The organism is Eubacteriaceae bacterium Marseille-Q4139 (assembly GCA_018223415.1).
Taxonomy (GTDB): Bacteria; Bacillota; Clostridia; order Lachnospirales; family Lachnospiraceae; genus CABSIM01.
This window is the reverse complement of the sequence record JAGTTQ010000001.1, coordinates 3,439,920-3,463,260: the sequence shown is the minus strand read 5'-3', so window position 1 is coordinate 3,463,260 and position 23,341 is coordinate 3,439,920. Positions and strand designations below refer to the sequence as shown.

Sequence of the window (23,341 nt, the reverse complement as noted above, 5' to 3'; positions counted from 1 at the left end):
GCTCCCTTACTTTGTCTCCTTCTGCGAAACGCCGCCGTAGCGCCTGTCGCGCCCGTTGAAGGTCTCGATGGCCTTTAAAAGTTCTTCCTTATTAAAGTCAGGCCAGAGACAGTCGGTCACGTAAAGCTCCGTGTAGGCTAACTGCCACAGAAGGTAATTGGAAAGCCTGAGCTCCCCGCTTGTGCGGATCAGAAGATCCGGATCCGGAATCCCGGCCGTATCAAGATAAGAAGAAAATACGGTTTCATCCATCTCCTCCGGCGAAAGCTTTCCGGCCTTTGCATCCTCCATCACGCGCCTGACGGCCCTTGTGATTTCGTCCCGGCCGCCGTAGTTTACGGCGATAATGAAGGTCATGCCTTTGGCGTCCTTCGTCTCTTCTTCCAGGCTGTTGATGGCCGCAATAAGATCCGGTGCGAATCGGTTCCGCTCCCCGATCATCTTAACGCGGACGTCATGCTCCTTTGCAATCTTTAAGAGCCGCTTGGCATAAAAACGGAAAAGCTGCATCAGGGCGCCGACCTCCGCCTCCGGGCGCTTCCAGTTTTCCGTGGAAAAGCCGTAGACCGTCAGGTATCGGATGCCGATCCGCGCCGCATCCTCCACCACCTGTTCCAACGTCTCGCAGCCTTTTTTATGGCCCATCTGCCGCGGCAGGCCGCGTTTTTTGGCCCACCGCCCGTTTCCGTCCAGAATCATCGCCACATGCTCCGGAATCCTCATGGTGTTTTCCATATCTGTCCTCTCCCCGCCTGAAAAGACGGCATCTCATGATAAAAGGTATGCGCGGGCAGCCGTATTCTTTTCCCGCAAACTGCATATGCCGCCTGGGCGCAGGGCCCTGCGGCGTAAAAACAGGGGACAGGTATTCCCGCCCCCTGCTGATTTATGCGAACCGCCTGCTAGACGGCCGCTGCGGCAGCGAGTGAAGGCCGCAGGGCTTTCTATCCCATTAAACGGTCATGACTTCCTTCGTCTTGTTATCCACTGCCTTGTCAATCTTTTCAATGGCCTTATCTGTGATCTTCTGGATTCCGGTCTCAGCATCCTTTAAATCGTCCTCAGAGATCTCGTTGTTTTTCTCCATCTTCTTAAAGGCGTCGTTGGCATCCCGGCGGATGTTGCGGACTGCAACCTTGGCTGCTTCGCCTTTCTTCTTGATGTCCTTTGCAAGCTCCTTACGCCTGTCCTCCGTAAGCTCCGGGAACACAAGGCGGATGCAGCTTCCGTCGTTGTTGGGGTTGATGCCCAGATCCGAAGTCTGGATTGCCTTCTCAATGGGCTTAATCAGGCTCTTCTCCCAGGGCTGGATTAAAATCATCCTGGCCTCCGGCACGGAAATGTTGCCCACCTGCTGAATGGGGGTCGGCGTTCCGTAATAATCCACCTTAATCTTGTCCAGCACATGGGGATTTGCACGCCCTGCACGGATGGAAGCGAACTCGCTCATCATGGCTTCAATGGATTTTTCCATTTTCTCTTCATAAACCTTTAATTCGTCCTGCATAAGAACCTCCTATTATTCAGCGGTAACTATGGTACCGTTAATGTTTCCACGCATTGCCTCTGCGATTCCGTCCTTTTCGTTCAGGCTGAAGACCGCCATGGGCATTTTATGTTCCATACACATGATGGATGCCGTCAGATCCACCACGGCGAGCTTTTTGTCGATGACCTCCTGGATGGAAATCGTGTCATACTTTTTCGCCTCCGGATTGAGCTTCGGATCGCTGTCGTAGACGCCGTCGATGGCCTTGGCAAGCAGGATGCAGTCTGCTTCCATCTCGATGGCGCGGAGCGCGATGCCCGTGTCCGTTGAGAAATACGGATGGCCGGTTCCTCCGGCAAAAAAGACAACCATTCCTTTTTCAAAGTATTTATTGGCCCTGTCCTTGGAAAACAGCTTTGTCATGGAGCCGCATTCAAAAGGCGTTAAGATCTGCGTCATCATGCCTGCGTTCCGGAAAATCTCCGAAACATAGATACAGTTCATGATGGTCGCCAACATCCCGATCTGGTCGGCCTTTGTCCTGTCGATGGCTTCGCTTGTGCGGCCGCGCCAGAAATTTCCGCCGCCGATGACGATTCCCACCTGGATGCCGTCATCCACGGACATCTTGACCTGTCTTGCGACCTCGCGGACCGTCTCTTCGTCAAAGCCTGTCTTCTTCGGCCCTGCCAGAGCTTCTCCGCTCAGCTTTAAAAAAACTCGCCTCGTTTTCATGGTTTGTATTCTCCTATGTAATTTTCATGGGACGGGGACTGCGCCGGTAAGGGGCAGCCGCCGGCGGGACTTAAGTCCCGGCTTTTCACGTTGTGAACATTATATCATACTTTCCCGAAATTGCAAAGAGATTTAAAAGTCCGCGCCGGAAAGCCGGCGCGGACAGCTTGGATTTAGTAGTTCTCTTTTCTCATCTCGAAATAGCTCTGCGGATGTGCACATACCGGACATACCTGCGGGGCTTTCTTTCCGATTACGATGTGGCCGCAGTTTCTGCAAACCCACATGGTCTCTTCCGCTTTCTCGAATACCTGCTGCATCTCCACGTTGTGAAGGAGCTTCAGGTATCTCTCCTCATGTGTCTTTTCGATGTCGGCAACCATACGGAATTTTCTGGCGATTTCCGCGAAGCCCTCTGCCTCGGCTTCCTCTGCGAAAGTCTTATACATATCGGTCCACTCGTAATTCTCGCCTTCAGCGGCAGCCTTTAAGTTCTCAGCGGTGTTTCCTAAGAGCTTCAGCTCTTTGAACCACATTTTCGCATGCTCTTTCTCGTTGTCAGCCGTCTCCTGGAAGATTGCTGCGATCTGCTCATAGCCTTCTTTCTTTGCTACGCTTGCGAAATATGTGTATTTGTTTCTGGCCTGGGACTCACCGGCAAATGCTGCAACCAGGTTCTGTTCTGTCTTACTGCCTTTTAATTCCATTTCTATTTTACCTCCATTTATTAGATTTTGTGACACCTTTATTTTAAGGTTTATTCTTCCATTTGTCAATTTCATTATTCCGCTTTTATGGATTTTTTAGACAAAATTTTGATTTTGCCCCTGTCTTTGCAGTTTTTCGCTTTTTTTCTGGAAAATAAGACATGCCTTAAGGCAGGACAGCTTCCAGTTCCCGAAGGAGGAGCGCCTTCATTTCTTCCAGTTCCTCATCGCCTGGCAGGTACTTTGCGGCATACAGCTCTTCCATCGGGAGCTGCCAGACAGGGCCCGGCGCCGGGGTATCTCCGGCTCGCCGCGGGAATATGTGCCAGTGCATGTGCACATTTCCCCCTGCCCCTAAAAGCTCGTAGTTTAATTTGTCCGGCTGAAATGCCTGGTAAACGGCCTCTGCCGTAAGGGCCATTTCCTCCAGGAATTTCTTTCGGAAATCTGTCTTAAGAAGGTGAAGCTCCGGCTGGCATTCTTTACAGAGAAACAGCGTATAGCCGCGAAATCTCTGGTAATCGCCCAGAACGACATAGCCGGTCTCCAGCTCCTTTACGAAATATTTGTTCGTTCCCTCCCGGATCATCCGTATCCGGTCGCATACCATGCACATGTATTTTTCCCCCTTTGCTGCTGTCAGCCGCAGGTGATCTGCACTCCCGCATCATATTTTTTATCGTTTATGATGACGCGCACATCATAGGCTCCCGAGAGGCCGGCCTTGTTGACAGACAGCTTGGCTTTTCTGCCGTCTTTTTCCAGGAAAGTGCCGCAGCACATGGCCTGGTACTCGATGGCCGCCGTGGAAATGTAGTAGCGGTGCACCTCGTCTCCCTGTTCCAGTAAAAGCTCGACGGCCTGTCCCTTCTCGAAGGTGCCATAAAAGACAAAGCGGTCGCTCTCCTCTTCAATCCTGGCCTCAAAGGAATCGGGAAGAAGCTCATGCTCCCATGCGGCCGGAAGCTCAAAATCCAGCTCCTTCGTGATGCCCATGGAACCTAAAAGCTTTCCGGGGCCTAAAGTCAGGTTCGCGCCTTTTGTATAAAGCGGGAGTTTTACGGCACGGTAGTAGTTTCCAGACACCTGCATCTTTAACATCTGCTTACCGTCCATGAGCTCCACCGTCATCGAGTACATATGGCAGCCGTTCACTTTTGCAAGGGTTCCCAAAACCTCCGACGGATTTCCTTCCTTATCATAGGCGATGCCGCCGGAATGGATCAGATAATGGCCCTCGCCGTAGTAATCCACGTTGCTGATGTACGGCGAATAGAAAGCGGCGCCCAGGTCGCGGCCGTACTGCCACACCTGCTCGATAGTCCGCTTTTTCGTGTCGATGCGGTAGCGGACGCCGCGGGAAAAGCTTTCTTTTGCCGGCTTGTATTCCTCTTTTTTCTTGGAGCCCCAATGATGGTTGTCAAAGCACATCACGTCGCCGCCCGGCGTCACCAGACAGGCGTGCTGCTCATACTGCCAGGAGAAGTTTGCTCCGACGGGCGTAAAAAAATACTTGCTTACCCATTCCTTTGGCCAGCCCTCCGGGTCGCCGAGGATCCAGTTTAAGGCGCCGCTTTCATAGTCTATGTTTATAATACTGTCCATATGGCGGCCGGAAAAGGTCAGGGAATCGGTGTTTTCGTCGTACCAGACGGCGTTGCAATGGAACCAGTCGTCCTCTGACCAGCTCCCGCTCTTTCCCTCTCCCACCGGCAAGATGTCCTTGAAATCCCATGTTTTTAGGATTTCCCCTGTCTCCCGGTCGAGAAGCACGCACATGTCTTCCACCGTGTCCCCAAAAAGATCTTCGGTCAGGCATAACAGGTTCCCGTCGGACATCTCAAACTGGTCGTGGTGATAGCCGCCCGGCACTCGGAATTCCTTATAGATTTTCCCGCAGGGCGCAATTTCATAAAGCCCGGCCATATAGTAGGGCATCTGAATCAGACGGCTGCTGCCCATTAAGAGATTTCCGTTTTTTAACTGCTTCACGGCAAAGACGCAGGGCACGTTCATGTGCCATCTGGCATCGCCGGCATAGTCGAAGGCCGTCGCCAGATCTTCGCTGGCAGGCGTAACGAATAAGAGCTGATCCTTCAGATACTCCGGCGATGTGTCCATGAAGTCCATGACCTTTTTTCCGTCAAACACGTCCGGCACGGGAATGGCTACGGTGACGGCGTTTCCCTGGTATAGGCGGATTTCCACCTTGTTTTCATAATCGGAGTAGAGGCCGCAGACAGGGAGGATATGTTCCCTGGCTTTCGGGAAGGTGTGGGCGATGTTTCCCGCCGCCTGTTTTCCGAGAACCGTGACGGTGACGGCCGTCTCCTCTTCCGTGTAAAAGGCGATGACGGCCGACAGCGGGTTGATGCCGTAGAGGTTATGGGCGATGAGCGGATGTTCATGGGTATAGCTCCCGCTTCGCAGTTCTTTTAAAAATGCCTCCTCCGCCTGGCTCTGGGTTTCAATGATATGGCTGACTTTTTTGTGCCTTGCCCCCGGCATATGCATTCCTCCTGGTTTTCTTTAATCCAACCGCTCTTTAAAGTCTTTGCAGTAGTTGGGACGGCTGATGTCGAGAACCATCGGGAGGTTATTTTCCGAAAAGACCTCGTCGAGGGCGCTCATGCCGTATTTTAATTTATATTCGATCTCTTCCCGGTAAGCCGGGATCACCATCAAAAGATTGACCGGCATCCCGTCTTCCGCCGTAAAGCCGCCAAGGTCTTCGCCGAACTGCGTGAGTACAACGCCGCCCATTTCGGTTCCCTCGCAAAGCGGCTCATAGTCCGGGCCGTTCGGCATCGTGTGCCCGCCCCCGAGCCATGTGCTGTACTCATGTGGGAACCTTGCGAGGAATTTGATCAGGCGGATGGGCCAGTAATCCTTTTCGTCCATATTGACGTCCAGCTCCCCCTCATTCCCCGGTTTCCAGTCCGGCGGCAGAAAGAGGAACAGCTCGGCAAACTGGAGATCCTTCCGGTCTTCATAGCCCTCCGGCAGCGTCATGGGCAGGTCGCTCATGCCTGTCGTGTACATGACGTAGAACTGGCCTTTTTCGGACGGATACATGATGTTGACGTCGATATGCACCAGGTCGGACAGGATTTCGTGAAAGACGGTGGTTTTGCGTCCGGGAAACATGGCCTCAAAGTGGGCGGTGATTTCCTCGGCGTACTGACCGTAGGCTTTCGGCGGGCGGAAGCCTGTCTCTTCTATATTTTCATAGCGGTAAATGCCGGAGCCGCCCGGCGTGAACTCGTCCGTGTGCGGCCGTACCAGCTTCTTTTTCACTTTATCAAGAAAGCCCATGCTTCTCCTTTCCGGCGTTTAACAGAGCGCCGACTCCACAAATGCCCGCAGGTCATCTCCCAGCAGTTTCGCGCTTTCGTTTCCCAGGTATGCCATGTGCCCGGACGGGTATTCTCCGATGACGACGCGGGACGGATCCAGCCTGGAATGGGTCGCCAGATACCTGGCATTTCCGGCTGTCGTGCACAGGTCGTAAAGGCCGGATGCAAAAAACACGCGCAGGCTCGGGTTCCGGCGCATGGCGCCTGCCAGTGCCTGGGCGGGGTTCCGTTTGAATTTCCTGTCCCACTGGACGTTGACGCCGTGGGCCAGGCCTTTGCTGCGGCGCTCCACCTGGATGTTTAACTCGTCCCGCAGAAGGGCAAAGCCGGCCTGGTAGGCAGGCGTGTACTGCCCCATGGCCGCATCGTCGGCGATGACGTTGGCGTCGGGCACATCGGGAAGATCCGGCCATGCGTAGCGGCTGTCATAAAAGCCGACAATCTGGTTTTTGTCCTCCAAAAGGCGCTTCATGTACTCGCGCATGTCGATGTTCTGCCAGTTCTGCTCCAGATAGGGGCGTTTTAAGCCAGTAAGCGCTGCAAGCCCTTCAATCACGGCCTGCTTTTCTTCTTCCGGGACGGCGTCGCCTTTGATGTAGGCCGCCAGGTACGGGCCGCCGGCAAAGTCGTATGCTTTTTTCACGAAGGTGTCGAGTGTTTCTGTTTTTTCTTTGCTGTGATACCAATTTGTGGCTGCCATGGACGGCAGGTTCAGGACAGTTTCCGGAAAAGGCGTCGGCTGGTAAAAGTACGTGCCAAGAAGCATGATCCCGCTTACGGAGATTCCCAGGGTGTCCTGGTTTTCCGGGCCGCCGCCGAGAAGTTCTGCCGCCAGAAGGGCGGAACGGCCGGTGCCGTAGCTTTCGCCTGCCAGGAAGATGGGGCTGTTGCGGCGGCCGTAGCGGGTGAGCCAGCCGTCGACAAACATGGCAAGCTGGCGGATGTCTGCGTCGGAGCCGTAAAACTGCTCTTTTGCCTTTTCGTCAAACAGGCGTCCGAGTCCAGTGCCAACCATGTCTACGATTACAAGGTCGCAGATGTCGAGGATGCAGTTGGGGTTGTCCTCCAATTCAAAGGGCGGGACGGTGGGAAGATGGATTTCATCGTCCAGCTTTACGCGCCTTGGGCCTACGAGCCCTAAGTGCAGCCAGAGGCTTGCGGAGCCGGGGCCGCCGTTGTAGGCGAATAATACCGGGCGCGCCGACGGATTCGGGACGTCGCTTCGGAAGTAGGCGTAGGAATAGATGGTCGCTACGGCTTTTCCCTCTTCGTCGTAGAAGAAATTGTCTTCGCAGACGGTGTGGTAGGGGATGGAGTTGTCGCCTAAGGTTAGGATGCGGTCGGATTCGTAATGGGTTTTTTCCCAGTTTTCCTGGAAGTGGATTTGCATGGGTGGGTGGCCTCCTTTTTTGTATGATGGATTTATTGTATTACAACAGAGGCTCTCCTGTCATCCACTTTCTTCACATATTGTCCTCGATGGGGGCCCGGTGGGGATAGAAAAACTCCCGGTTCATATGGGGGCGGAAGGAGTCGATGAGCAGGGCAGACATGGGGGTCGCTTTCATGAAAGACACATAGGCAGATAAGCCATCCGGGCCGTGCAGCGATATTTCCAAAACGGCAAGCAGAAATCCGACTGCCATTGTTTTCAGCCCGTACAGCCGGAACTCATTTCGGCCTCGGGAGTTCATATCCCTGTCCAGGCTCATAAGGAAGCAGGTGCTCCCTGCGCCGCGTTGCCGATGCCGAGGAATAGAAGCCAGATGTCCGACTTAAGGATCGCAAGGAGGCCCGTGGCGCATGCTGTCGGGTAGGAAAATTTTATGCAGCCTTTCTGCCTGTCTTTATGGTACATGGTTATGTTTCACACAAGGTATAAACATAAACCAGAGACGCCAGAACGAGAAACAGGACAGACAAGGGGATTTGCCGGATGGAAACGGCATGGGAGAGGGCCGGAAACGCAGAGTAATTCCCTTTAACGGCTCCGCCTGCGTGTTCCACGATGTACCGGATCAGGAAATATGACAGGATTGTAAACGCGATAGAACCCCGTTCGACGATTTTTGCAAAACACATTTCTCTCCTGCGTTTTTTACTTCGTTCTTCCCTGCTGGCTGCCAATGCCCGGCCATTCTTTCGGTTAAACTCCGGCTGCGGCAGCTCTTCCTCCCAATTCCTTTTATGCACTTTTTTATTCCGAAATTCTGTAAGGTATTCGTCAAGTCCGGCTTTTACATCCATCTGAAGCTCCGTATTCGCATAAACCGTATAGCTTTGTGCAATATAGTCATGAGCCGCCTCGAAGAATTCATTGGAGTTAAGCACCGTTCTCTTGATCAGCTGGAGCTCACAAAGCGACTCTAAGCATGGATCCAGCTTTTCGTAACGGTCTTCCGAGAGGCACAGTGCCTCCGCAATATTTCTTTTGCTGGAATAAAACGTATTCAGCCGGACAACGCTCAACAGATACAAAATCCTCGAGGCATCCAGATAGTTTCCCGTGCTGCAAAGCTGCGTATCATAATACATACGCATTAACTGCTGCTCGTCTCTGCCTAAGAAATGCAAAACACTTCCGGATCTTGCATGTTCATTTTCAAGTATATTCAGGATGATTTCTTTTTGAATCAAGGCCATATCTTTGACAATGCCGGCAATGACCTCTCCCTCTTTTTCAAACGCGTGAAAGCAGAGACGTTTGATCGTCCCCTCTTCGGCCTCCTGTGCAGACTGAGGCAGTTCAGAATCTTCCCCGATACAGATGAATGTACTGGAAAAGCAATGGGATTCGCTCATATAGAATGCCGCTGTAAGTTCCTGTACAGCGTGTAAGATCATCCGGTTCAAACCGCATCAGGAAGCGGGCAAGGTATTCCTCGCGCAGGGAAAAATGGACAACCACTCCTCTGCCTGCCAGATCTCTCACAACTTCTTCCGCGCTCTCCTGCTGCTCCGCCGGAAGCTGAAAAAAGCGTTCAAACTGATCGAGAATTACAACAATCCTCTCCCCGCCAGCTTCCGTCAGTCCATCCCGGAAGGTATAATCGGAAAGGAAGTGATAATGTTCACTGTAATTGATGGTTCGGAAGCTCGATTTTGTGCGCTCGTCCTGTTCAAATAAATGGATGATCGTAGATTTCCCGCATCCGCTTTTTCCTGTCAGGCAAACGCTGAGTCCATGCCCCGCCTGAAACGCATACCCCACCGCCTGGATAAGCCGGATGACCTCTTCCTCCCGTGCAATCAGCCCGTTATCAAAATCTGCCTCGATAGCTCCGGAACCTTCAGCACTGTACAGTCCAACGAAGTTTCTGGTTCTTTTATAGGGCTCAATTTTTCTGTCCCGGGAGAGATAGCAGTAAACTGCCAGAATTATCACAAGAAGCGCCAGTGTCAACGCGGAAGCCGGGGTATAATCAGAATAGATTTCTTTCACGATGTCCCCAATCACCGACGTTCCCAAAAGTGCTGTTCCAAATGTAAGCCACAGGTCGGCAAACTTCTTAAGATAATCCATAACAGCGGCAAAATTCGTTTCTGCCGTCTCATAGCCCTGCATATAAAAGCACTTTAACTTTCCTTCATCCATGCAGAGTGCTTTCGCTTCTACTTTCTCCGGCCTGATCGCATAGATGGCTCCGGCCTTCTCAAGCCGTTCTATGTAAGAAAGCCGGCTCTTATATCGCTCGATCCTGATTCCCAGTGCTTCGCTCAATGCCGGGTACTTGCGGTACATGCTCCTAATCAAATACGGCTCGCAGCATAATCCATGAGGAAGAAACCCTTTCCTTTGCTTCAGAATCACAATCACCTTCTCGTATCCCCGCAGTCTGGCATGATCAACCGGGAGAGGATCCGAAATCCCACCGTCAAGATACGACTCCTCGCCCACAGGTTCCATTGGCAGAATATACGGCATGCTGCATCTGGCCCGGCAGATTGCCAACATGCGCTCTTTGTTTTCCCGTTCCGAAAGGTTATTCGGCCATCCCTGTCCTGTAATTCGTGACTACAAATTCACATGTGGTTTCTGAGTTCTGAAAAGCGGCAAAGTCGAAGGGATCCAGACGGTTCGGATACTCCCCGAAAACCAGATCCAGGTCAATCACGCTGCCTTTTCTGTACAGATTACACCAGTGAATCGGCGGCACATTCCTTTCGGCGGGGATCATGCAGCTTCTTGTCTTTCCCGGCTGGCGTGAGGTATAATCCATCGCATTGCATATTCCCACCGATATGGCTGCCACATATGGCAGATATAGTTGATGCTTCTGGAAGAAATCAAGGACCCCGGCCGTAAATACGCCCCTGTTGGCCCCGCCTTCCAGAATCAGAGCGGCCTGGAACTGCATGGTATCACTTTCCTTTTGCTTTTTTGATTGGTTCAGAGATTCACTCTTGGCAGTCGGTGAGAAGCGCTTGGGAGCTTTGCATGGCTTTGGGAGTGGCTTTGCTTTCTTTGTTTAATATCTTATCATAAATTGAGGGGTGGGGCAATGTGGAAAATGGGGGGTCTGGGAAAGGAAACGATTGGGCTGGGGCTCGGTTTCTGAAAATTGCATTTGCGGAATGGTGCCGGACGAATGGAGGGTTTTAGCCTTTTATGGATTCTTCCTGCTTTACTTCCAGCCATTTTTCTTCAATCGCTTCTGTGTCTACCTGGAAAAAGGTTGTAAAGATCACAAAACTGAGGATGATTAAACCAACTGAAAGCAACAGATCCACGGCCTTTATGGAAAGGGTACCTGTATTGCCGCAAAAAGAGGGTTCCACTGTTTTCAGTATGAAAAGAAGCAGGCATACGCCCGCGCATAGGAAGTATGGGAGCTGCTGGGCATGGAAAAGAAGCTGGGCTTTCCATCTTGGTCTGATTGATGGGTCGTATTTTTCCGAAAATTTTCTAAGTCTTCCTTCCCAACGATAGCCGGATACATTGCTGCTTCTTTTCGTGTCCTCATCTGTGGATTTTTCCAAAAATAGCTGAATATACACAGAGGCACGCACGACATTTTTCCAATAATCATAATAAAGAACATAGCATGGCAAAATTGCCACCAGCGGAAGAAGAAACAGATATGGATCATTCTCCCATATTTTACCTGAAAAGCCCAAAATGACGCCAGTAACTGCATACATCATATTACGGACAGTCTGATATTCTTCCATATATTGCAGGATTTCTTCCCGCATGAGTTTGTATTCTTCATTGGCAGCTTCTGAAGTGTTGGAGGCTGGCGGCAGTTCCTGTAAATGGTTTTTTCTTGTTTTATCGGATGCAGTTTTAGGAGTAACCTGGTGTTTCTTTGACATATAAGGCACCTCTTTCTCAGTAAGTATATGTTTCCATCTGTTGTGCTCAGTCTCAATATAGTGCAGACCGTATAAAAAATTCTACTGTATATTAAGGATTTAAAGTGAAAGCCCTTTAGGAATATCATTATGCTAATCCAAAGTACTGTATCAATTCATCTTCCCGTTCCTGAATTTTGGAATCCAAGCGGAACGATTTCACGTTTCTTTGCGCCTCTATACGCTGTTCTATGGAGACCTGCGTATAGCCGAGAGCGGTTGAAAGTTCTTCAATTTTCGCTTCGAGCTGAGAAATCTCTTTTTCCGCCCTTGGCAGTATTCTATATACCAATAATGACTGAATATAATATTCCAGTGCCTCCTCTCTCTGATCATTGTCATGAGCGAGACATTCTGCAATCTTCCTATATGTAGACGCTGCAATGCGGTCGTCCTCCACGCGTACATACTTTCTGACATCTAAAGCTTTTTGATATTGCTCAACTGCTTCTTTATATTTCTTTTCTCTTGCTAGAATATCGCCATAGTCTGATAGGATTCTTCGATTTGCTCCAGGACTCGTTTTTAGACGTTCTTGGATATTCGGTTCTTCCATACAAGACAGATATTCTTTATTCGCTTCTTCTACCAAATCCAACTCCAAATAAATCCGTATCTTGTTGGAATGCGTGTTTATAATATGTGATGTTAAATTTTCATCTTCGTCGTCTCTCAGTTTTTGCCTGATTTTTAATGCTTCATCAAGGGAATCCAATGCCATTTTTGATTCCTTTTTTAACATATAATAACGACTTAAGCCATTATATATAAATGCCCGATGATCACGTTTCAATAAATGATTGTTTTTTATATCCTCTACCTTTTTGTAATAGTTTTTTGCTGATTCTTCGTTTCCATTTTGCAGATACGCGTAGGCCAGGGAAATGTAGAAATATGCCGCAGCATTGAGAATCTCTTTTTCCTTCTCTTCTTTTTTTCCTTCTCTTCTTTTTTCTCCTTGTCTTTATTTTTCAATTTGTACTCTTCAAAAAGCTCCACTCCGTGTTCCATGGTCAGCAGCATCAGACTGTAATATTGATATCTCTCAAATGTATATCCTAAATCATGATAACTTTCACACATTTCAATACTGACTTCGCCATAAACTCTTCTGATGGCTGCCAGCAAATCCTTTATTAGTTCTTTTCGCTCATATATGTAACCGTTGATCGCGTAAAATTCCTTGATTTTTTTCAATATCTTAATGTTGTAGCTATCATTAAACTGAAAACTATTTTTTCGTAAAATTTCCTCCGCTTCCATGTGGTTACCATAGAGCCTGCCGTGATCAATCAATGCATCTTCTTTTGTCAAAAAATCCACTCTTCTTCTCAATTCCGTGGTACTGAACGAAAGCGCTGGCATAACCAGCTCCATCAGTCCCGCAAAAAAAATTCTCAGGGCCTCCGCACCTTTACCCTTGGGATACCAAATGGGGATGATATTATGTTCATGCAAGAAGTCCGTTCTCTCCTTAAGCGGAGCTATTTCAACCTTTTGATTCCCTTTTTCCCTGGTAAGATTGGGCCTCCAAGCGTCATTTGGGTTTTCTGTTCCTTTTAGAAGCGGCAAAAGTGCAAAAGATATACTCCCCTCATTCTGAACCGCTTCGATAATCTTCAGCGTACGATCCTGTTCCAAACTGCATCCAAGGAACAGGAGAACTCTCGACAGAAGAATGTTTTTCAAAAAAGAAGGCACCGGCAGCCGAAGATCCGGAATGTTTTTTCCATAGCACTTATCATAGCTCTCCTTTGTCAGCACAAACTCTCTGAGCGCCACATCCCCATGAAGCTTTATCAACGTCGGTTCTCCATACGCAATTCTTCTATAAATCAAATTCGCATTTTGGATGGAGTTTGGAGTGACTTTTGCAATATATTCCCCATTGACCTTTGAATACAGCATCTCAAGAACCTCATCGAAATTCGTTGTGATCATGAGATTTTTAAAAAGGATTGGAAATGCATCCAGCTCTTTAGCAGACGACGTCCCCTTATAAATGCGCGAGTCAAATTCCCGCAGCATAAGGTATTCAAAAATATTACCTTGAAGATTATCTTTTAATATGCTGGCGGCATTTTCGTATTCGTTCTTTTCCACTTTCATCTCTATCTGCGGCAATTTTTGTTCTTTCGCTTGTTCTTTCAGGAACTCGCTCCACCCCTGGTAACCAAAATTCATAGAGAAGCCTGCGCCGATAAATGGGATTACTACGCCGCGTTTCATGAGACGGGCAAGCTGATAGAAATTTTCTTTGTTGGACGGATGGCAGGATAGTAATTTTTCTAATTCATTTTCTTTTGCATGTTCTGTGCTCATGAGTGACTCCTTTTGAATTGTGGTGGGATTTCATTGTGGGATTGGAAGGTAACATGTTGATGCGAGTCTTTCGATAAAAATTATTTTAATTTTGTGAATTCGAGAGCAAGTTTATCGGTGTTTTTATCTATTATGGATTAAATGGGATTTTGAACTGCTTGCCCTTTTGGTAACATAAAATGCCTGATGCCAATTTTCAATCGTTAATCAAGTGCTGATAAAGGAAGTTAATAATTTCTTTATCAATTCTCTCGTCAAATTTTCGAGCAAAGAAGCAGTGCGAAGAAAGCAGCATTTCCTTGTCCGAAATTCCAAAAGTGTATGGATTGCCACGAGTCCAATCAATCGCTCGGTTCACGTCTAAATATGTACGCTTGATATACTTATTATCTGCAAGATTGGATTTATATCGATGAATGTCCTCTTGATAAAATGGTGAATTAAGATAAATTGTTTGAAGAAAAATCTCATCCGCACATAAAGTCTTTTTAAAGTGTTCACTTGCCCACTGTCTTCGACTTAGCACATATCGAGCAAAATCATCCGTTATATCAAAATATGCCGAACCCACACCATATGTTATAGAAGAATCCAATCGGTTTATATGTAAGAATTCTTGAAGGCTTACCCCAACTTTTCTTGAAACCTTTCCCCAAAAACTCTGCCGTGAAAAGACTTCCTGAAACGGATAGAAAAATCTTATTCGATTTAAATAATTTGACTCTTCGCCCTCAATTGACCTGCAACTAATAAACTGAGTATTCGGATGCTTGTCGTAAAAGGCTAAAATTTCATTCTGCGAAGCAAGGGGAAAATCAACGCCCGTAATTAAATGATAAAAATCATACGGCCCGTTTTCAACAGCCGCTTCTAAGAGAATAAATTCTGCATCTATTTGGCTTGCCCCCCCCCACGAAACATTACGTCTTTTCGTAAAAATCAAATTTCCTCGTAGACACAAATTTTGCAAAGCAGATAAATCATCCCTGCACTTACCATCCAAGTGCAAATAAATGTCATTACGCTCATCATCGATTGCTTTAATTAGCATACACAACTGATCTATCAATCCATGCGCCATAATAAGATAAGCGTGTTTTCCCATACTTAAACCCCATCCTTTTTTGTAAAATAATATAAATCACCTATATATTTTTTCCTTGTCAAATAATGTTTTCTTAACGGGAAGAGCTTAAACCAATATAGCAGTCTCTTTTTTACGAGCAATTCTTCTCTAAAATCACACCAACGGTTGCATTCATCAACAATAGCCCGTTTTCCTTCGTCAAAATAGTCCGACTTCAAATACCATTTATTTAACTTTCTCGTTCTATATATCTCATTCACTTTATATTTATATCCGTGTGATATTTCTTTTGAAGCATTGTTGTCATGTCGCCGATACTCAATAAAGGTATCATCATATAAGTATAATCTTCCGATTATAGATGCTATTCCCCAAAGAATCGCATCATGCGGAGTACCAGGTGTCCATAGCATCTCAAAAATCCGCAATATGTTTTTCCTTATTGCCATCGTACAGCCAGGGCGCAGAATCTGATAATACTTTTCGTCAAACATTACTTTACTTATCAAACTCTTGCGTTCAGTTCTCACTTTCTGTTGGACTGCCATTTTCCCTCCACACTCGCTAAAAGCGTGATAGCCAGATACCAGAAGCCAAATATCATCATTTTCTTCAAATGCAGCCGTCATCTTCTCCACTTTATCAAGATGCCAAATATCATCCTGATCGCAAGGGAATATCACATCTCCCGTTGCTGACATAAGAGCCTGTACAAAGTTTTGCTCCCAGCCCAGATTTTTTTTATTGACCTTTACTTTCCATCCGCTCAAACAATTATCTTTGATATAATTGTTGAGTATATTCACAGTATCATCCGATGATCTATCATCAAAAATCAAGACTTCATCAATTTTTCTGGTTTGATCCCGCAGAGAATCAAGCATTGGTATTAAGAAACGCCTGCCATTGTATGTAGTCATTACAACAGATGTTTTCATTTGTTTTATCCTCTGAATTTATCACTCATTACTTTTTACTCATCATAGTGCGCGCCACAATCATGGAAAGTATCTTTCTAATAAAGCCCATGTTCTGCGTCAAATTGTAGATAATAGCAATTGCCCAACATAAAATAAGCAACAGAGTGCTATTAAAAAACAAACAAACGCTGGAAATCACAAAGCAAATTGCTCCAATAGCGATTTCCTTAAAGTAATATTTAATCTTAATAGCCTTATTCAAATCCAACGCCCTATAAATAACAATGACGAAAAAGGAAACTGCTGTGCTGATTGATGCAGCATACAATCCAATTTGCTTGACTAAAGCAAGATTCATCGCTACATTAAGCACTGCGCCCGCCGCAGAAGAATATCCCACCTGCTTTGTTCTTTTTAATGCAATATAAATACCACTGTAAAAATTCACCAAGCTGTTGAAAAATATTCCAAAATACAGAATTGGGACTTGATAAATTGCAACGCCATAGTCTCCTTTAACCAAAACGGCAAAAATCACAGGGGTCAAAGCAATCAAAGCAAGCATAACACCAATCAAAAACTTAAATAGCACATGAAACAATTTACTGTAGTACGCAGCCGGATTTCCATCATCAGATACCTTGACAGCAGTCTCAGTCCACGCCAGATTAAAAATATTATACGCTGTGCTATAAAGTGATGGAATTTTATTTGCCACCGCATATATTCCATTCGCCGCAGAACCAAGAAAATGAATTATAATTAGTCGATCAGAAAGATTGACGACCCACAACGCAATTGAACTTGGAACAATCGGAGCAGAAAACTGTATCAATTGTTTTAAGGCTGGTTTATTAAACTCATGAAAATCAATGTAATCCAGCATACCCGATGAAAACAACATAAAGAGGTCTGCACTTATGTAACCAAGCATAAGCGAAATCAAAACACCCAAAAGCCCAAGATGTAGGCCCATAAGCATTATAGCTGTAAATCCCAAATTTGCAGCAGAGTAGATAACTACGCTTAAGGAATACTTAATATTAAAGCCAAGTCCTCTGACGATTTGTCCAAACAGTGTATATACTGCTTCACTTCCAAAAAGGAGACAAATCATCAAACTGTTTGTCGGCTTAATTCCATAAAGACGCAGACACAAAAAAACAACTGGATAACAAACCAATGAAGAGACAATAATATATAAAACTGCACCGGTTACATATTTCTTTCGGTTTGTATCATCTGAAGAAGAAAGCAGGTATCTAAAAACTGCTTGTTGTATTTGCAGTGTAACCACAGGAATCAAAAGGCTGGCAATACTCAAAATCAGATCGTAATTGCCATATTCTTCTGTCGTCAAATATGCCGTCAAAAGCGGGAGCAAAATAAGCGAAAGAAATTTTGGAATCAACTGCCCGATCCCAAGAATGATTGTATTTTTTGCAAGTTCTTTATTCCGATCAACCATTTAATAAACTCACCACCCTTATACTATTCATTTCACAATAAAAATATCTTCAACTCTTTTACGAAGTGAAACGGCATACGAAAATTTATCTTTATAGTAACCAACAGCAACAAATAATATAATTCTTTCGTTTTCTGGAATGTTTTTGCAAATATCCTTGAACTGCTTGTTTTTCTTTTTGTATTCACCGTTCTGTAAAATACAGCTACCTATTCCATAATAATGAAGAGCCTCCACTAATGCCATAGAAAAAAGTCCAGCCTCAACATAAACCTGGTTTCGCTCAAAGGTATCATAAAATGCAGAAACATCCGCAGTTACAACTAAATAATTTTTTACTTCCGAATCAAACCCTGTGTTTCCAGCAATGAGTTCTCCCAAATGCCTATTCGTAGCTTCATCAGAATACATATACACTTTTGTGGCTTGACGGTTACACGCCGTAGGTGCCTTTTGAGCAACTTTAATGGCTTTTCTTATATCTTCTATGGAAACAGTCTGTGAAGAGAATTGCCTCATAGAATGCCTACTATAAAAGAAGTCCGGAAACGGCTCATCAGCATGAGCCATCAAATTTTCCTTAGTATCATAAACTATCCCAGCGCCAAGCCCCTGTACGCGGCATTTATCATACTGTTTTAATTTTTCAATCATTTTCAAATTTTCATAACCAACCTTTTTTTGCTCTTCAACATATCCATTAAGTACACATATTGCATCCTGAAATGGCATACCATCAGTCGGGAATCCCATGCTTAAATACTCATCCATCATATCGAACAAGGCCGATATTTTTTCTTGGCCAAATCCTTTGCGTGGATTTGATAGCGACATTCCCTTTTCAATCATGTGTGTCTGGCGAAGCATCTTTGATTCTTGTGCAGCTCTGGTCTTAACTTTTGGATTATTATAATTCCACCGTTTGTAATTTCTATAATCCGCATAAAATTCTGAAAACATCTTAAGTCGATCAGCAAAAATCTTTAGGCTGCTTTTAAAACGGGTTATATTGCTCATAATATTATTCACCCCTTAAAAAATAATAAATCAAGGCTTCGCATCTAATATATCAAAGACAGTGTGTGTAGAACTATAAGCCTTATCTTTCCACTCGTAATGTTTTGCAATAAGTGCATCTTTATATTCACGATAATGCGACATCATATACTCAAATTTTTCTATAAGTATATCATTAGACAAATCTTGAACCGTTATACAATATTCTGTAAGCCCAGCACTTTCCATAAATCCCGCCATTTTCTGCTCATAAGATATGGATACGAAAGGAGTTTCCATTTTAGCGGAAAAAATATTACTATGATACCGCATTCCAACAACAGCAGTTAATCTTCCAATTACATACTGTTGAAAGTATGTATCATATCTGTCATCGTCAGATTCAATAACAAATCCGTTCTTATCTGTAACGAATTCTTCCATTAAAGTGCTATCATTTCCACTACCATACAATTGAGGGATGAAAACCACACCATAGCCTTTACTATCAAGATAATCAATAAATTTTTGAAACTCTGCTTTAATTTTTATAGATATATTCGTTTTCCCGTATTTAGGATGCCACATTAAATCTGTAATTGTAATCCCTATATTTTTTTCATGTTTGCCAAGAAATTCACTGAGTGAAGTATATGCCTTAAGCTTTATCGCGTTTTGCTCAGTGTTTACCTCGTGTTGAAATGCCGAATCCAACGCCAGTTGTGGATGACACTCTGGACAAAATTCTTTCACTAAATTGAAAGAAATCGGATCACGCAAAATGACTCTCTGCGCCCCCATTAGAATTTCTTTTCGCTTTTTGTTTCGAGTTTCATCATTAAATGGCCCCATTGAAGGCGCATAAAACATATATTTTTTCCCCAGCGTTCTTGCAATATTCAATCGATCAAGATAAGTATCTTCCGCATCATGATAAATATCGCCAATACTCGGTCCTCCCGGTGCATGAATTACTAAGTCTGCTTCTTTCAATGCAGAATAAAAGTCCTTACCTGCTTTTGTAAAGCGAATTTTCCCGCAACTTTTTACAAACAAAGGATATTCTAATTTCGCAGCAATAGAATGTACTGCCGGGAAACGTCCAATCTGTTTTGCTTTTGGATTCATAGACGGATAAAAAGTTTTTCCATTTATAGCTATCGTTATTTCCGTTTCGGGTCGTGCTATCAAAATCTCATCCACCATCGCTTTAACAGCAGCTTCATCGCCACGGTTTGCTGTATGTGCATGGATAATAAAAATCTTCATATATGCTCTTTCTCCTTTTCTATTTTCCAAATTCGAATCGAACTTTTGTCATCATATAAAAACATATATACATTATCAATACTTCAATAAACCACCCAACGGACAATCTTGCAAAGAAATAATCTGTAAAGAAGTGGAATATAATGCAGTAAATCAAACTTCCATACAATATAAGCCCGAAACAGTGCTTGTAAATATTATTCGATTTTGACAAGCGGCAATAAATAAGATTAAAAATCGCTGATAAATTAAAGCACATTAGTATAACGCCAATTATTCCAAAATCAGAATAATAATTTCGTATTCCGGAATAAGCGTTTCCTAACATAATCCCTGTAGATGTAAATCTAAATTCATGGTAGATTAGACTTTTTAAATTTGTGCCCAAAATTTTGTTTATTGATGTCACCATACCTGCAAAAGTTTCATTTCCTGCGTTCGTTGAACCGCTTTGTATAAATTGATTAAATAATTCATATGGGCCGCCGATATATTGAGAAATATACTCGAACAAAGAAGCCTCACTTGTACGCCCAACAAATTCTTTATAAAACCAAAACAGATAAACAATGAGTATTGCAGCAATCACGACTTTAGCTAAATTTTTAAGTTCAATTCTATATCTCCAATTGCTTTTATATTGGAGCGCAAAATACAGATAGAATAGCATAGCAATAATAAATGCTATAACATTAAAGCGTCCACCTTTCATAATACATTGTATGCAATAGATCACTCCCGGAACTAACAGCCATATCTGTTTGAACACTTTCCTCCGTGTGTATTGACGCACACAAATATTATTACAAAATATGCATCCACAAATAAAAGCATATGCCTTTGTGATCTTCATTGCTTGCGTTACTGTTCCACTCAACGAATAATCTAATGAGTTTTGTTTATAACTGGCAATTATTCCCGCATTACCCCCCCCCATCTGAGCTATTGATGAAACTTCTCTATATAGCATAAAAGTTATAAGCAAATTTAATGCTATAACAAAATATAACATCATCGGTTGAAAGCGAATTTCTTTTAATTCATGAGCTTCATCACATTGCCATCTATTATGATACATCAGTTTCTTTACAAATAATTCACCGCATAAAAACGACATCCAACCCACACATAGCACAAATGCTAACTTTATACTAATTTTTGTTCCCCAAGTATTGACATTAAGTAGTGCAAATAAAGCACTCATATAGTATCCTGCAAAAAGCAAAAAAGAACAAGAAAAGGCATCTCGTTTAAAGATGTAATAGGAAAGCATTATGTTCAATGCTAATATTAAGCACAACCCCAGCATTTTTCAGTATTCCTTTCTATGTGCATGAATTCTATCAGAGGCTTTCCTCATGTTTTGACTCTCTTTTATTTGTATACGCCAGCAACGATAAAGCTGTCCATGAAATTATGGTATACTCAAGAGCTGTATAGCGTTGTAAAACTATATCTTCTATAAAAAAACAAACTAAAATTCCGTACAAACAAGGAGCGTCTTCAGTTAATGTTCCCTTTCTCTTCTTTATAATACTTTGTCGCAATGGCACAAACATTGTGAGATATTGCAATGCTGTTCCAAATATTCCTAATTCTACAAGTCTCTTTAAGATTCCGCTTTCTGTAACCGCCACATATTTTGAATAGCGGGTATCTGTACAACAAGCACCGTTACCAAAAAGCGGATTTTCTTTCCAGCGTTTCAATGCATTTATCCAATGTTCAATTCTTGCCGAATTAGAACTATCGCCCGTCCAATCGGTAATCATCCTAATTCTGGATAGAATTGAATCCACAAAGCCTATGCCCGTTATAACATTTGTAAAAAACAAAATGTACAGCAATATCAAAATCGTCACGAAGAAGACAAGTGTTTTAATTAAGGTGTTTACATTGAGTCCTCTTCTTTTTCGAATGTATAAATACATGAAGACCATTGCACCCCCATAAGAAACATAATACCCTCTTGAACCTGTTGATAAAATTCCAACACTTATAAATAAGAAACTATAAAAATATACTTTTTGATTCTTTTTTTCATATAGCCAAAGTGATGCCAGTCCGCACACGCACAATATTTCTGCCAAAAGAAAATAATTTCCTTGTAATCCGTATGTTCTTAGGATTTTAGTCCCTGCCATCGTGATCATTTCAACATTACTTTCGCCATTGGACATAGGAAACATTTGCTTCTTTGTTATAAATTCTATCAAAGATATTGCCGAATCTATAATTCCAAACCACATTAAAAAAGCAAAAACTCTGTCCCAATTTATTTTGTTTCCAAAATATGCAAAAACAAACAGAGGAACTGTATAAAAGATATATCTTTCAAAGGTATACCCCAGCAGTTCCTGGCCTCCCAAAAATGCAGCATTCAATAGTGCATAAATATAGAACGCTAAACACAGCGTCATTTCAAGCGACCCTATTTTCATGATTGTACTCTTGTGTACCAGTGCCACACCCAAGCCAACAAGCAGTAAAAGAATGAATAGATACTTATACAAAGGTGTTATATAGTTTGTAAGAAACGGTCTCATTAAGACATAGAGAAGACACAAAGCAAATGCTGTCCCCGATGTGCTTACTTTAACTTTCATTTATGCTCCTTCTGCCACTTTCTCATTTTCCCCATCAAATCCAACATTGCAAACATCCGATGCTTAATGAAGAAAAGAACCACTTTTCTTTGCTGTCCAATACCTGCCGTATTCTTTGTTTGTAATGCCTCTTTAACAATTGGCTTCTCAAGATAAGCGGCATATTTTCGTTTCTTGTCCACATACGGTTCTGTATTCGTTGGGTTAAAATATCCGCTTATAGCTGTTGTAACGATTACATACAAAAGTCGGTTATCAAACCAAGGCTTTAACATTTCTGCATTGTCCGAGGTGTCAATAAATGCCTTTATCTTTTCAAAACACCTGATGACAAACTCGTGGTTGGCTTCGTTGTGAGAAGCAGAAATAGAATTTTCGTTATATATGTAATGGTAGAATGGTTTATTGATAAACACTGCGCTCTGCAGCTTTTCAAATAGCCGCAGGTTAAACTCCAAACCCTCAGCACCCTGCCTCAGCACTTCATCGTGAAAAATGTCATTGTCTATCAGCATTTTTCGCTGTATCAGCTTGGAATAGGCTACCGCAATGTTGCCGTTATAAACCAAAAGTTGCTGTTGAAGCCATTTACACTCTTGCCCTTGATAGATTTTGCCATCTTCCAGATAGAATTTATATTTTGTCGCGGACTTTCCATAGTCCTTCATAATGCCGCACATAACAAGCTGGACGTTCTTTTCTTTGCCCACCTTGTACATCGTCTGGCACATATCCGGCTCGATCCAATCGTCACCGTCCACGAACATAATCCATTCGCCAGCCGCAGCCTTGCTGCCATAGTTTCGCGCAGAAGATAAGCCGCCGTTTTTCTTACGCAAGACCCTGATTCGTGAATCCTGCTTCGCATAGGACTCACAAATGCTTCCACACTGGTCAGGAGAACCGTCATCCACTAAAAGGATTTCAATTTCTTTCAATGTCTGTGCCATTATGCTTTCTATACACTTTCTTAAATATTGCTCCGGCACCTTATAAACCGGAACGATGATGCTCACGAAAGACTCTGCCAT

23 protein-coding genes are annotated in these 23,341 nt (G+C 44.2%); all 23 read right to left on the bottom strand.

The features are described from left to right. Positions 1 to 6 precede the first annotated feature (6 nt). Positions 7 to 735: an isoprenyl transferase gene (locus KE531_16560; GenBank protein ID MBR9955205.1), complete on the bottom strand. Its 729-nt coding sequence runs from the start codon at positions 733 to 735 to the stop codon at positions 7 to 9. A 217-nt stretch (positions 736 to 952) separates the two neighbouring features. After that, positions 953 to 1,507: a ribosome recycling factor gene (gene frr / locus KE531_16555; protein ID MBR9955204.1), complete on the bottom strand. Its 555-nt coding sequence runs from the start codon at positions 1,505 to 1,507 to the stop codon at positions 953 to 955. Positions 1,508 to 1,519: 12 nt separating this feature from the next. Then, on the bottom strand, positions 1,520 to 2,224 hold the full coding sequence (gene pyrH, locus KE531_16550; protein ID MBR9955203.1) for a UMP kinase: 705 nt from the start codon (positions 2,222 to 2,224) through the stop codon (positions 1,520 to 1,522). A 173-nt stretch (positions 2,225 to 2,397) separates the two neighbouring features. Further along, positions 2,398 to 2,931: a rubrerythrin family protein gene (locus KE531_16545; protein ID MBR9955202.1), complete on the bottom strand. Its 534-nt coding sequence runs from the start codon at positions 2,929 to 2,931 to the stop codon at positions 2,398 to 2,400. 166 nt (positions 2,932 to 3,097) lie between these two features. After that, on the bottom strand, positions 3,098 to 3,547 hold the full coding sequence (locus tag KE531_16540) for an HIT family protein (GenBank protein ID MBR9955201.1): 450 nt from the start codon (positions 3,545 to 3,547) through the stop codon (positions 3,098 to 3,100). A 23-nt stretch (positions 3,548 to 3,570) separates the two neighbouring features. Next, positions 3,571 to 5,439 carry an aryl-sulfate sulfotransferase gene (locus tag KE531_16535; protein MBR9955200.1) on the bottom strand — a complete coding sequence of 623 codons (1,869 nt, stop codon included), beginning with the start codon at positions 5,437 to 5,439 and terminating at the stop codon, positions 3,571 to 3,573. A gap of 21 nt (positions 5,440 to 5,460) precedes the next feature. After that, positions 5,461 to 6,246: a suppressor of fused domain protein gene (locus KE531_16530; GenBank protein MBR9955199.1), complete on the bottom strand. Its 786-nt coding sequence runs from the start codon at positions 6,244 to 6,246 to the stop codon at positions 5,461 to 5,463. A gap of 18 nt (positions 6,247 to 6,264) precedes the next feature. Further along, a complete protein-coding gene (locus tag KE531_16525) occupies positions 6,265 to 7,677 on the bottom strand; it encodes a hypothetical protein (GenBank protein ID MBR9955198.1) in 1,413 nt (470 codons plus the stop codon). A gap of 73 nt (positions 7,678 to 7,750) precedes the next feature. Beyond that, complete coding sequence (locus tag KE531_16520) at positions 7,751 to 7,933, bottom strand: hypothetical protein (GenBank protein ID MBR9955197.1); 183 nt, start codon at positions 7,931 to 7,933, stop codon at positions 7,751 to 7,753. A 214-nt stretch (positions 7,934 to 8,147) separates the two neighbouring features. Continuing rightward, entirely contained in the window at positions 8,148 to 9,089 is a 942-nt protein-coding gene (locus tag KE531_16515; protein ID MBR9955196.1) for a hypothetical protein, read from the bottom strand. After that, positions 9,034 to 10,242, bottom strand: coding sequence for a hypothetical protein (locus KE531_16510; protein ID MBR9955195.1), 1,209 nt, complete (start codon positions 10,240 to 10,242; stop codon positions 9,034 to 9,036). Before KE531_16510 ends, KE531_16515 begins: the two co-directional genes overlap by 56 nt. 28 nt (positions 10,243 to 10,270) lie before the next feature. After that, complete coding sequence (locus tag KE531_16505) at positions 10,271 to 10,645, bottom strand: hypothetical protein (protein MBR9955194.1); 375 nt, start codon at positions 10,643 to 10,645, stop codon at positions 10,271 to 10,273. A gap of 241 nt (positions 10,646 to 10,886) precedes the next feature. Then, the gene (locus KE531_16500; GenBank protein ID MBR9955193.1) at positions 10,887 to 11,603 is read right to left on the bottom strand and encodes a hypothetical protein; all 717 of its coding nucleotides are present in this window, start codon (positions 11,601 to 11,603) and stop codon (positions 10,887 to 10,889) included. A gap of 127 nt (positions 11,604 to 11,730) precedes the next feature. Beyond that, positions 11,731 to 12,363, bottom strand: coding sequence for a tetratricopeptide repeat protein (locus tag KE531_16495; protein ID MBR9955192.1), 633 nt, complete (start codon positions 12,361 to 12,363; stop codon positions 11,731 to 11,733). 95 nt (positions 12,364 to 12,458) lie between these two features. Beyond that, positions 12,459 to 13,964, bottom strand: a complete 1,506-nt coding sequence (locus tag KE531_16490; GenBank protein MBR9955191.1) for an SIR2 family protein — start codon at positions 13,962 to 13,964, stop codon at positions 12,459 to 12,461. Positions 13,965 to 14,160: 196 nt separating this feature from the next. Next, positions 14,161 to 15,069 (bottom strand): hypothetical protein, encoded by a 909-nt coding sequence (locus KE531_16485; GenBank protein ID MBR9955190.1) that lies wholly within the window; start codon positions 15,067 to 15,069, stop codon positions 14,161 to 14,163. 2 nt (positions 15,070 to 15,071) lie between these two features. Next, positions 15,072 to 15,989: a glycosyltransferase gene (locus KE531_16480; GenBank protein MBR9955189.1), complete on the bottom strand. Its 918-nt coding sequence runs from the start codon at positions 15,987 to 15,989 to the stop codon at positions 15,072 to 15,074. Positions 15,990 to 16,017: 28 nt separating this feature from the next. After that, positions 16,018 to 17,439, bottom strand: coding sequence for an oligosaccharide flippase family protein (locus KE531_16475; protein ID MBR9955188.1), 1,422 nt, complete (start codon positions 17,437 to 17,439; stop codon positions 16,018 to 16,020). 27 nt (positions 17,440 to 17,466) lie between these two features. Continuing rightward, positions 17,467 to 18,456: a nitroreductase family protein gene (locus KE531_16470; GenBank protein ID MBR9955187.1), complete on the bottom strand. Its 990-nt coding sequence runs from the start codon at positions 18,454 to 18,456 to the stop codon at positions 17,467 to 17,469. Positions 18,457 to 18,486: 30 nt separating this feature from the next. Continuing rightward, positions 18,487 to 19,704: a polysaccharide pyruvyl transferase family protein gene (locus tag KE531_16465; GenBank protein MBR9955186.1), complete on the bottom strand. Its 1,218-nt coding sequence runs from the start codon at positions 19,702 to 19,704 to the stop codon at positions 18,487 to 18,489. Positions 19,705 to 19,723: 19 nt separating this feature from the next. After that, complete coding sequence (locus tag KE531_16460) at positions 19,724 to 21,013, bottom strand: oligosaccharide repeat unit polymerase (GenBank protein MBR9955185.1); 1,290 nt, start codon at positions 21,011 to 21,013, stop codon at positions 19,724 to 19,726. A 34-nt stretch (positions 21,014 to 21,047) separates the two neighbouring features. After that, entirely contained in the window at positions 21,048 to 22,310 is a 1,263-nt protein-coding gene (locus KE531_16455) for an O-antigen ligase family protein (protein MBR9955184.1), read from the bottom strand. Next, positions 22,307 to 23,341, bottom strand: a complete 1,035-nt coding sequence (locus KE531_16450; protein MBR9955183.1) for a glycosyltransferase family 2 protein — start codon at positions 23,339 to 23,341, stop codon at positions 22,307 to 22,309. The genes KE531_16455 and KE531_16450 overlap by 4 nt, the downstream gene beginning before the upstream one ends.

Coding starts and splice junctions, on each gene's coding strand:
- KE531_16480 (MBR9955189.1), bottom strand. CDS start 15,989: ATGAAAACATCTGTTGTAATGACTACATACAATGGCAGGCGTTTCTTA.
- KE531_16450 (MBR9955183.1), bottom strand. CDS start 23,341: ATGGCAGAGTCTTTCGTGAGCATCATCGTTCCGGTTTATAAGGTGCCG.
- frr (MBR9955204.1), bottom strand. CDS start 1,507: ATGCAGGACGAATTAAAGGTTTATGAAGAGAAAATGGAAAAATCCATT.
- KE531_16560 (MBR9955205.1), bottom strand. CDS start 735: ATGGAAAACACCATGAGGATTCCGGAGCATGTGGCGATGATTCTGGAC.
- KE531_16530 (MBR9955199.1), bottom strand. CDS start 6,246: ATGGGCTTTCTTGATAAAGTGAAAAAGAAGCTGGTACGGCCGCACACG.
- KE531_16520 (MBR9955197.1), bottom strand. CDS start 7,933: ATGGCAGTCGGATTTCTGCTTGCCGTTTTGGAAATATCGCTGCACGGC.
- KE531_16505 (MBR9955194.1), bottom strand. CDS start 10,645: ATGCAGTTCCAGGCCGCTCTGATTCTGGAAGGCGGGGCCAACAGGGGC.
- KE531_16525 (MBR9955198.1), bottom strand. CDS start 7,677: ATGCAAATCCACTTCCAGGAAAACTGGGAAAAAACCCATTACGAATCC.
- KE531_16500 (MBR9955193.1), bottom strand. CDS start 11,603: ATGTCAAAGAAACACCAGGTTACTCCTAAAACTGCATCCGATAAAACA.
- KE531_16540 (MBR9955201.1), bottom strand. CDS start 3,547: ATGTGCATGGTATGCGACCGGATACGGATGATCCGGGAGGGAACGAAC.
- KE531_16485 (MBR9955190.1), bottom strand. CDS start 15,069: ATGGGAAAACACGCTTATCTTATTATGGCGCATGGATTGATAGATCAG.
- KE531_16545 (MBR9955202.1), bottom strand. CDS start 2,931: ATGGAATTAAAAGGCAGTAAGACAGAACAGAACCTGGTTGCAGCATTT.
- KE531_16455 (MBR9955184.1), bottom strand. CDS start 22,310: ATGAAAGTTAAAGTAAGCACATCGGGGACAGCATTTGCTTTGTGTCTT.
- pyrH (MBR9955203.1), bottom strand. CDS start 2,224: ATGAAAACGAGGCGAGTTTTTTTAAAGCTGAGCGGAGAAGCTCTGGCA.
- KE531_16470 (MBR9955187.1), bottom strand. CDS start 18,456: ATGAGCAATATAACCCGTTTTAAAAGCAGCCTAAAGATTTTTGCTGAT.
- KE531_16495 (MBR9955192.1), bottom strand. CDS start 12,363: ATGGCATTGGATTCCCTTGATGAAGCATTAAAAATCAGGCAAAAACTG.
- KE531_16460 (MBR9955185.1), bottom strand. CDS start 21,013: ATGCTGGGGTTGTGCTTAATATTAGCATTGAACATAATGCTTTCCTAT.
- KE531_16510 (MBR9955195.1), bottom strand. CDS start 10,242: ATGTTGGCAATCTGCCGGGCCAGATGCAGCATGCCGTATATTCTGCCA.
- KE531_16490 (MBR9955191.1), bottom strand. CDS start 13,964: ATGAGCACAGAACATGCAAAAGAAAATGAATTAGAAAAATTACTATCC.
- KE531_16515 (MBR9955196.1), bottom strand. CDS start 9,089: ATGAGCGAATCCCATTGCTTTTCCAGTACATTCATCTGTATCGGGGAA.
- KE531_16465 (MBR9955186.1), bottom strand. CDS start 19,704: ATGAAGATTTTTATTATCCATGCACATACAGCAAACCGTGGCGATGAA.
- KE531_16475 (MBR9955188.1), bottom strand. CDS start 17,439: ATGGTTGATCGGAATAAAGAACTTGCAAAAAATACAATCATTCTTGGG.
- KE531_16535 (MBR9955200.1), bottom strand. CDS start 5,439: ATGCCGGGGGCAAGGCACAAAAAAGTCAGCCATATCATTGAAACCCAG.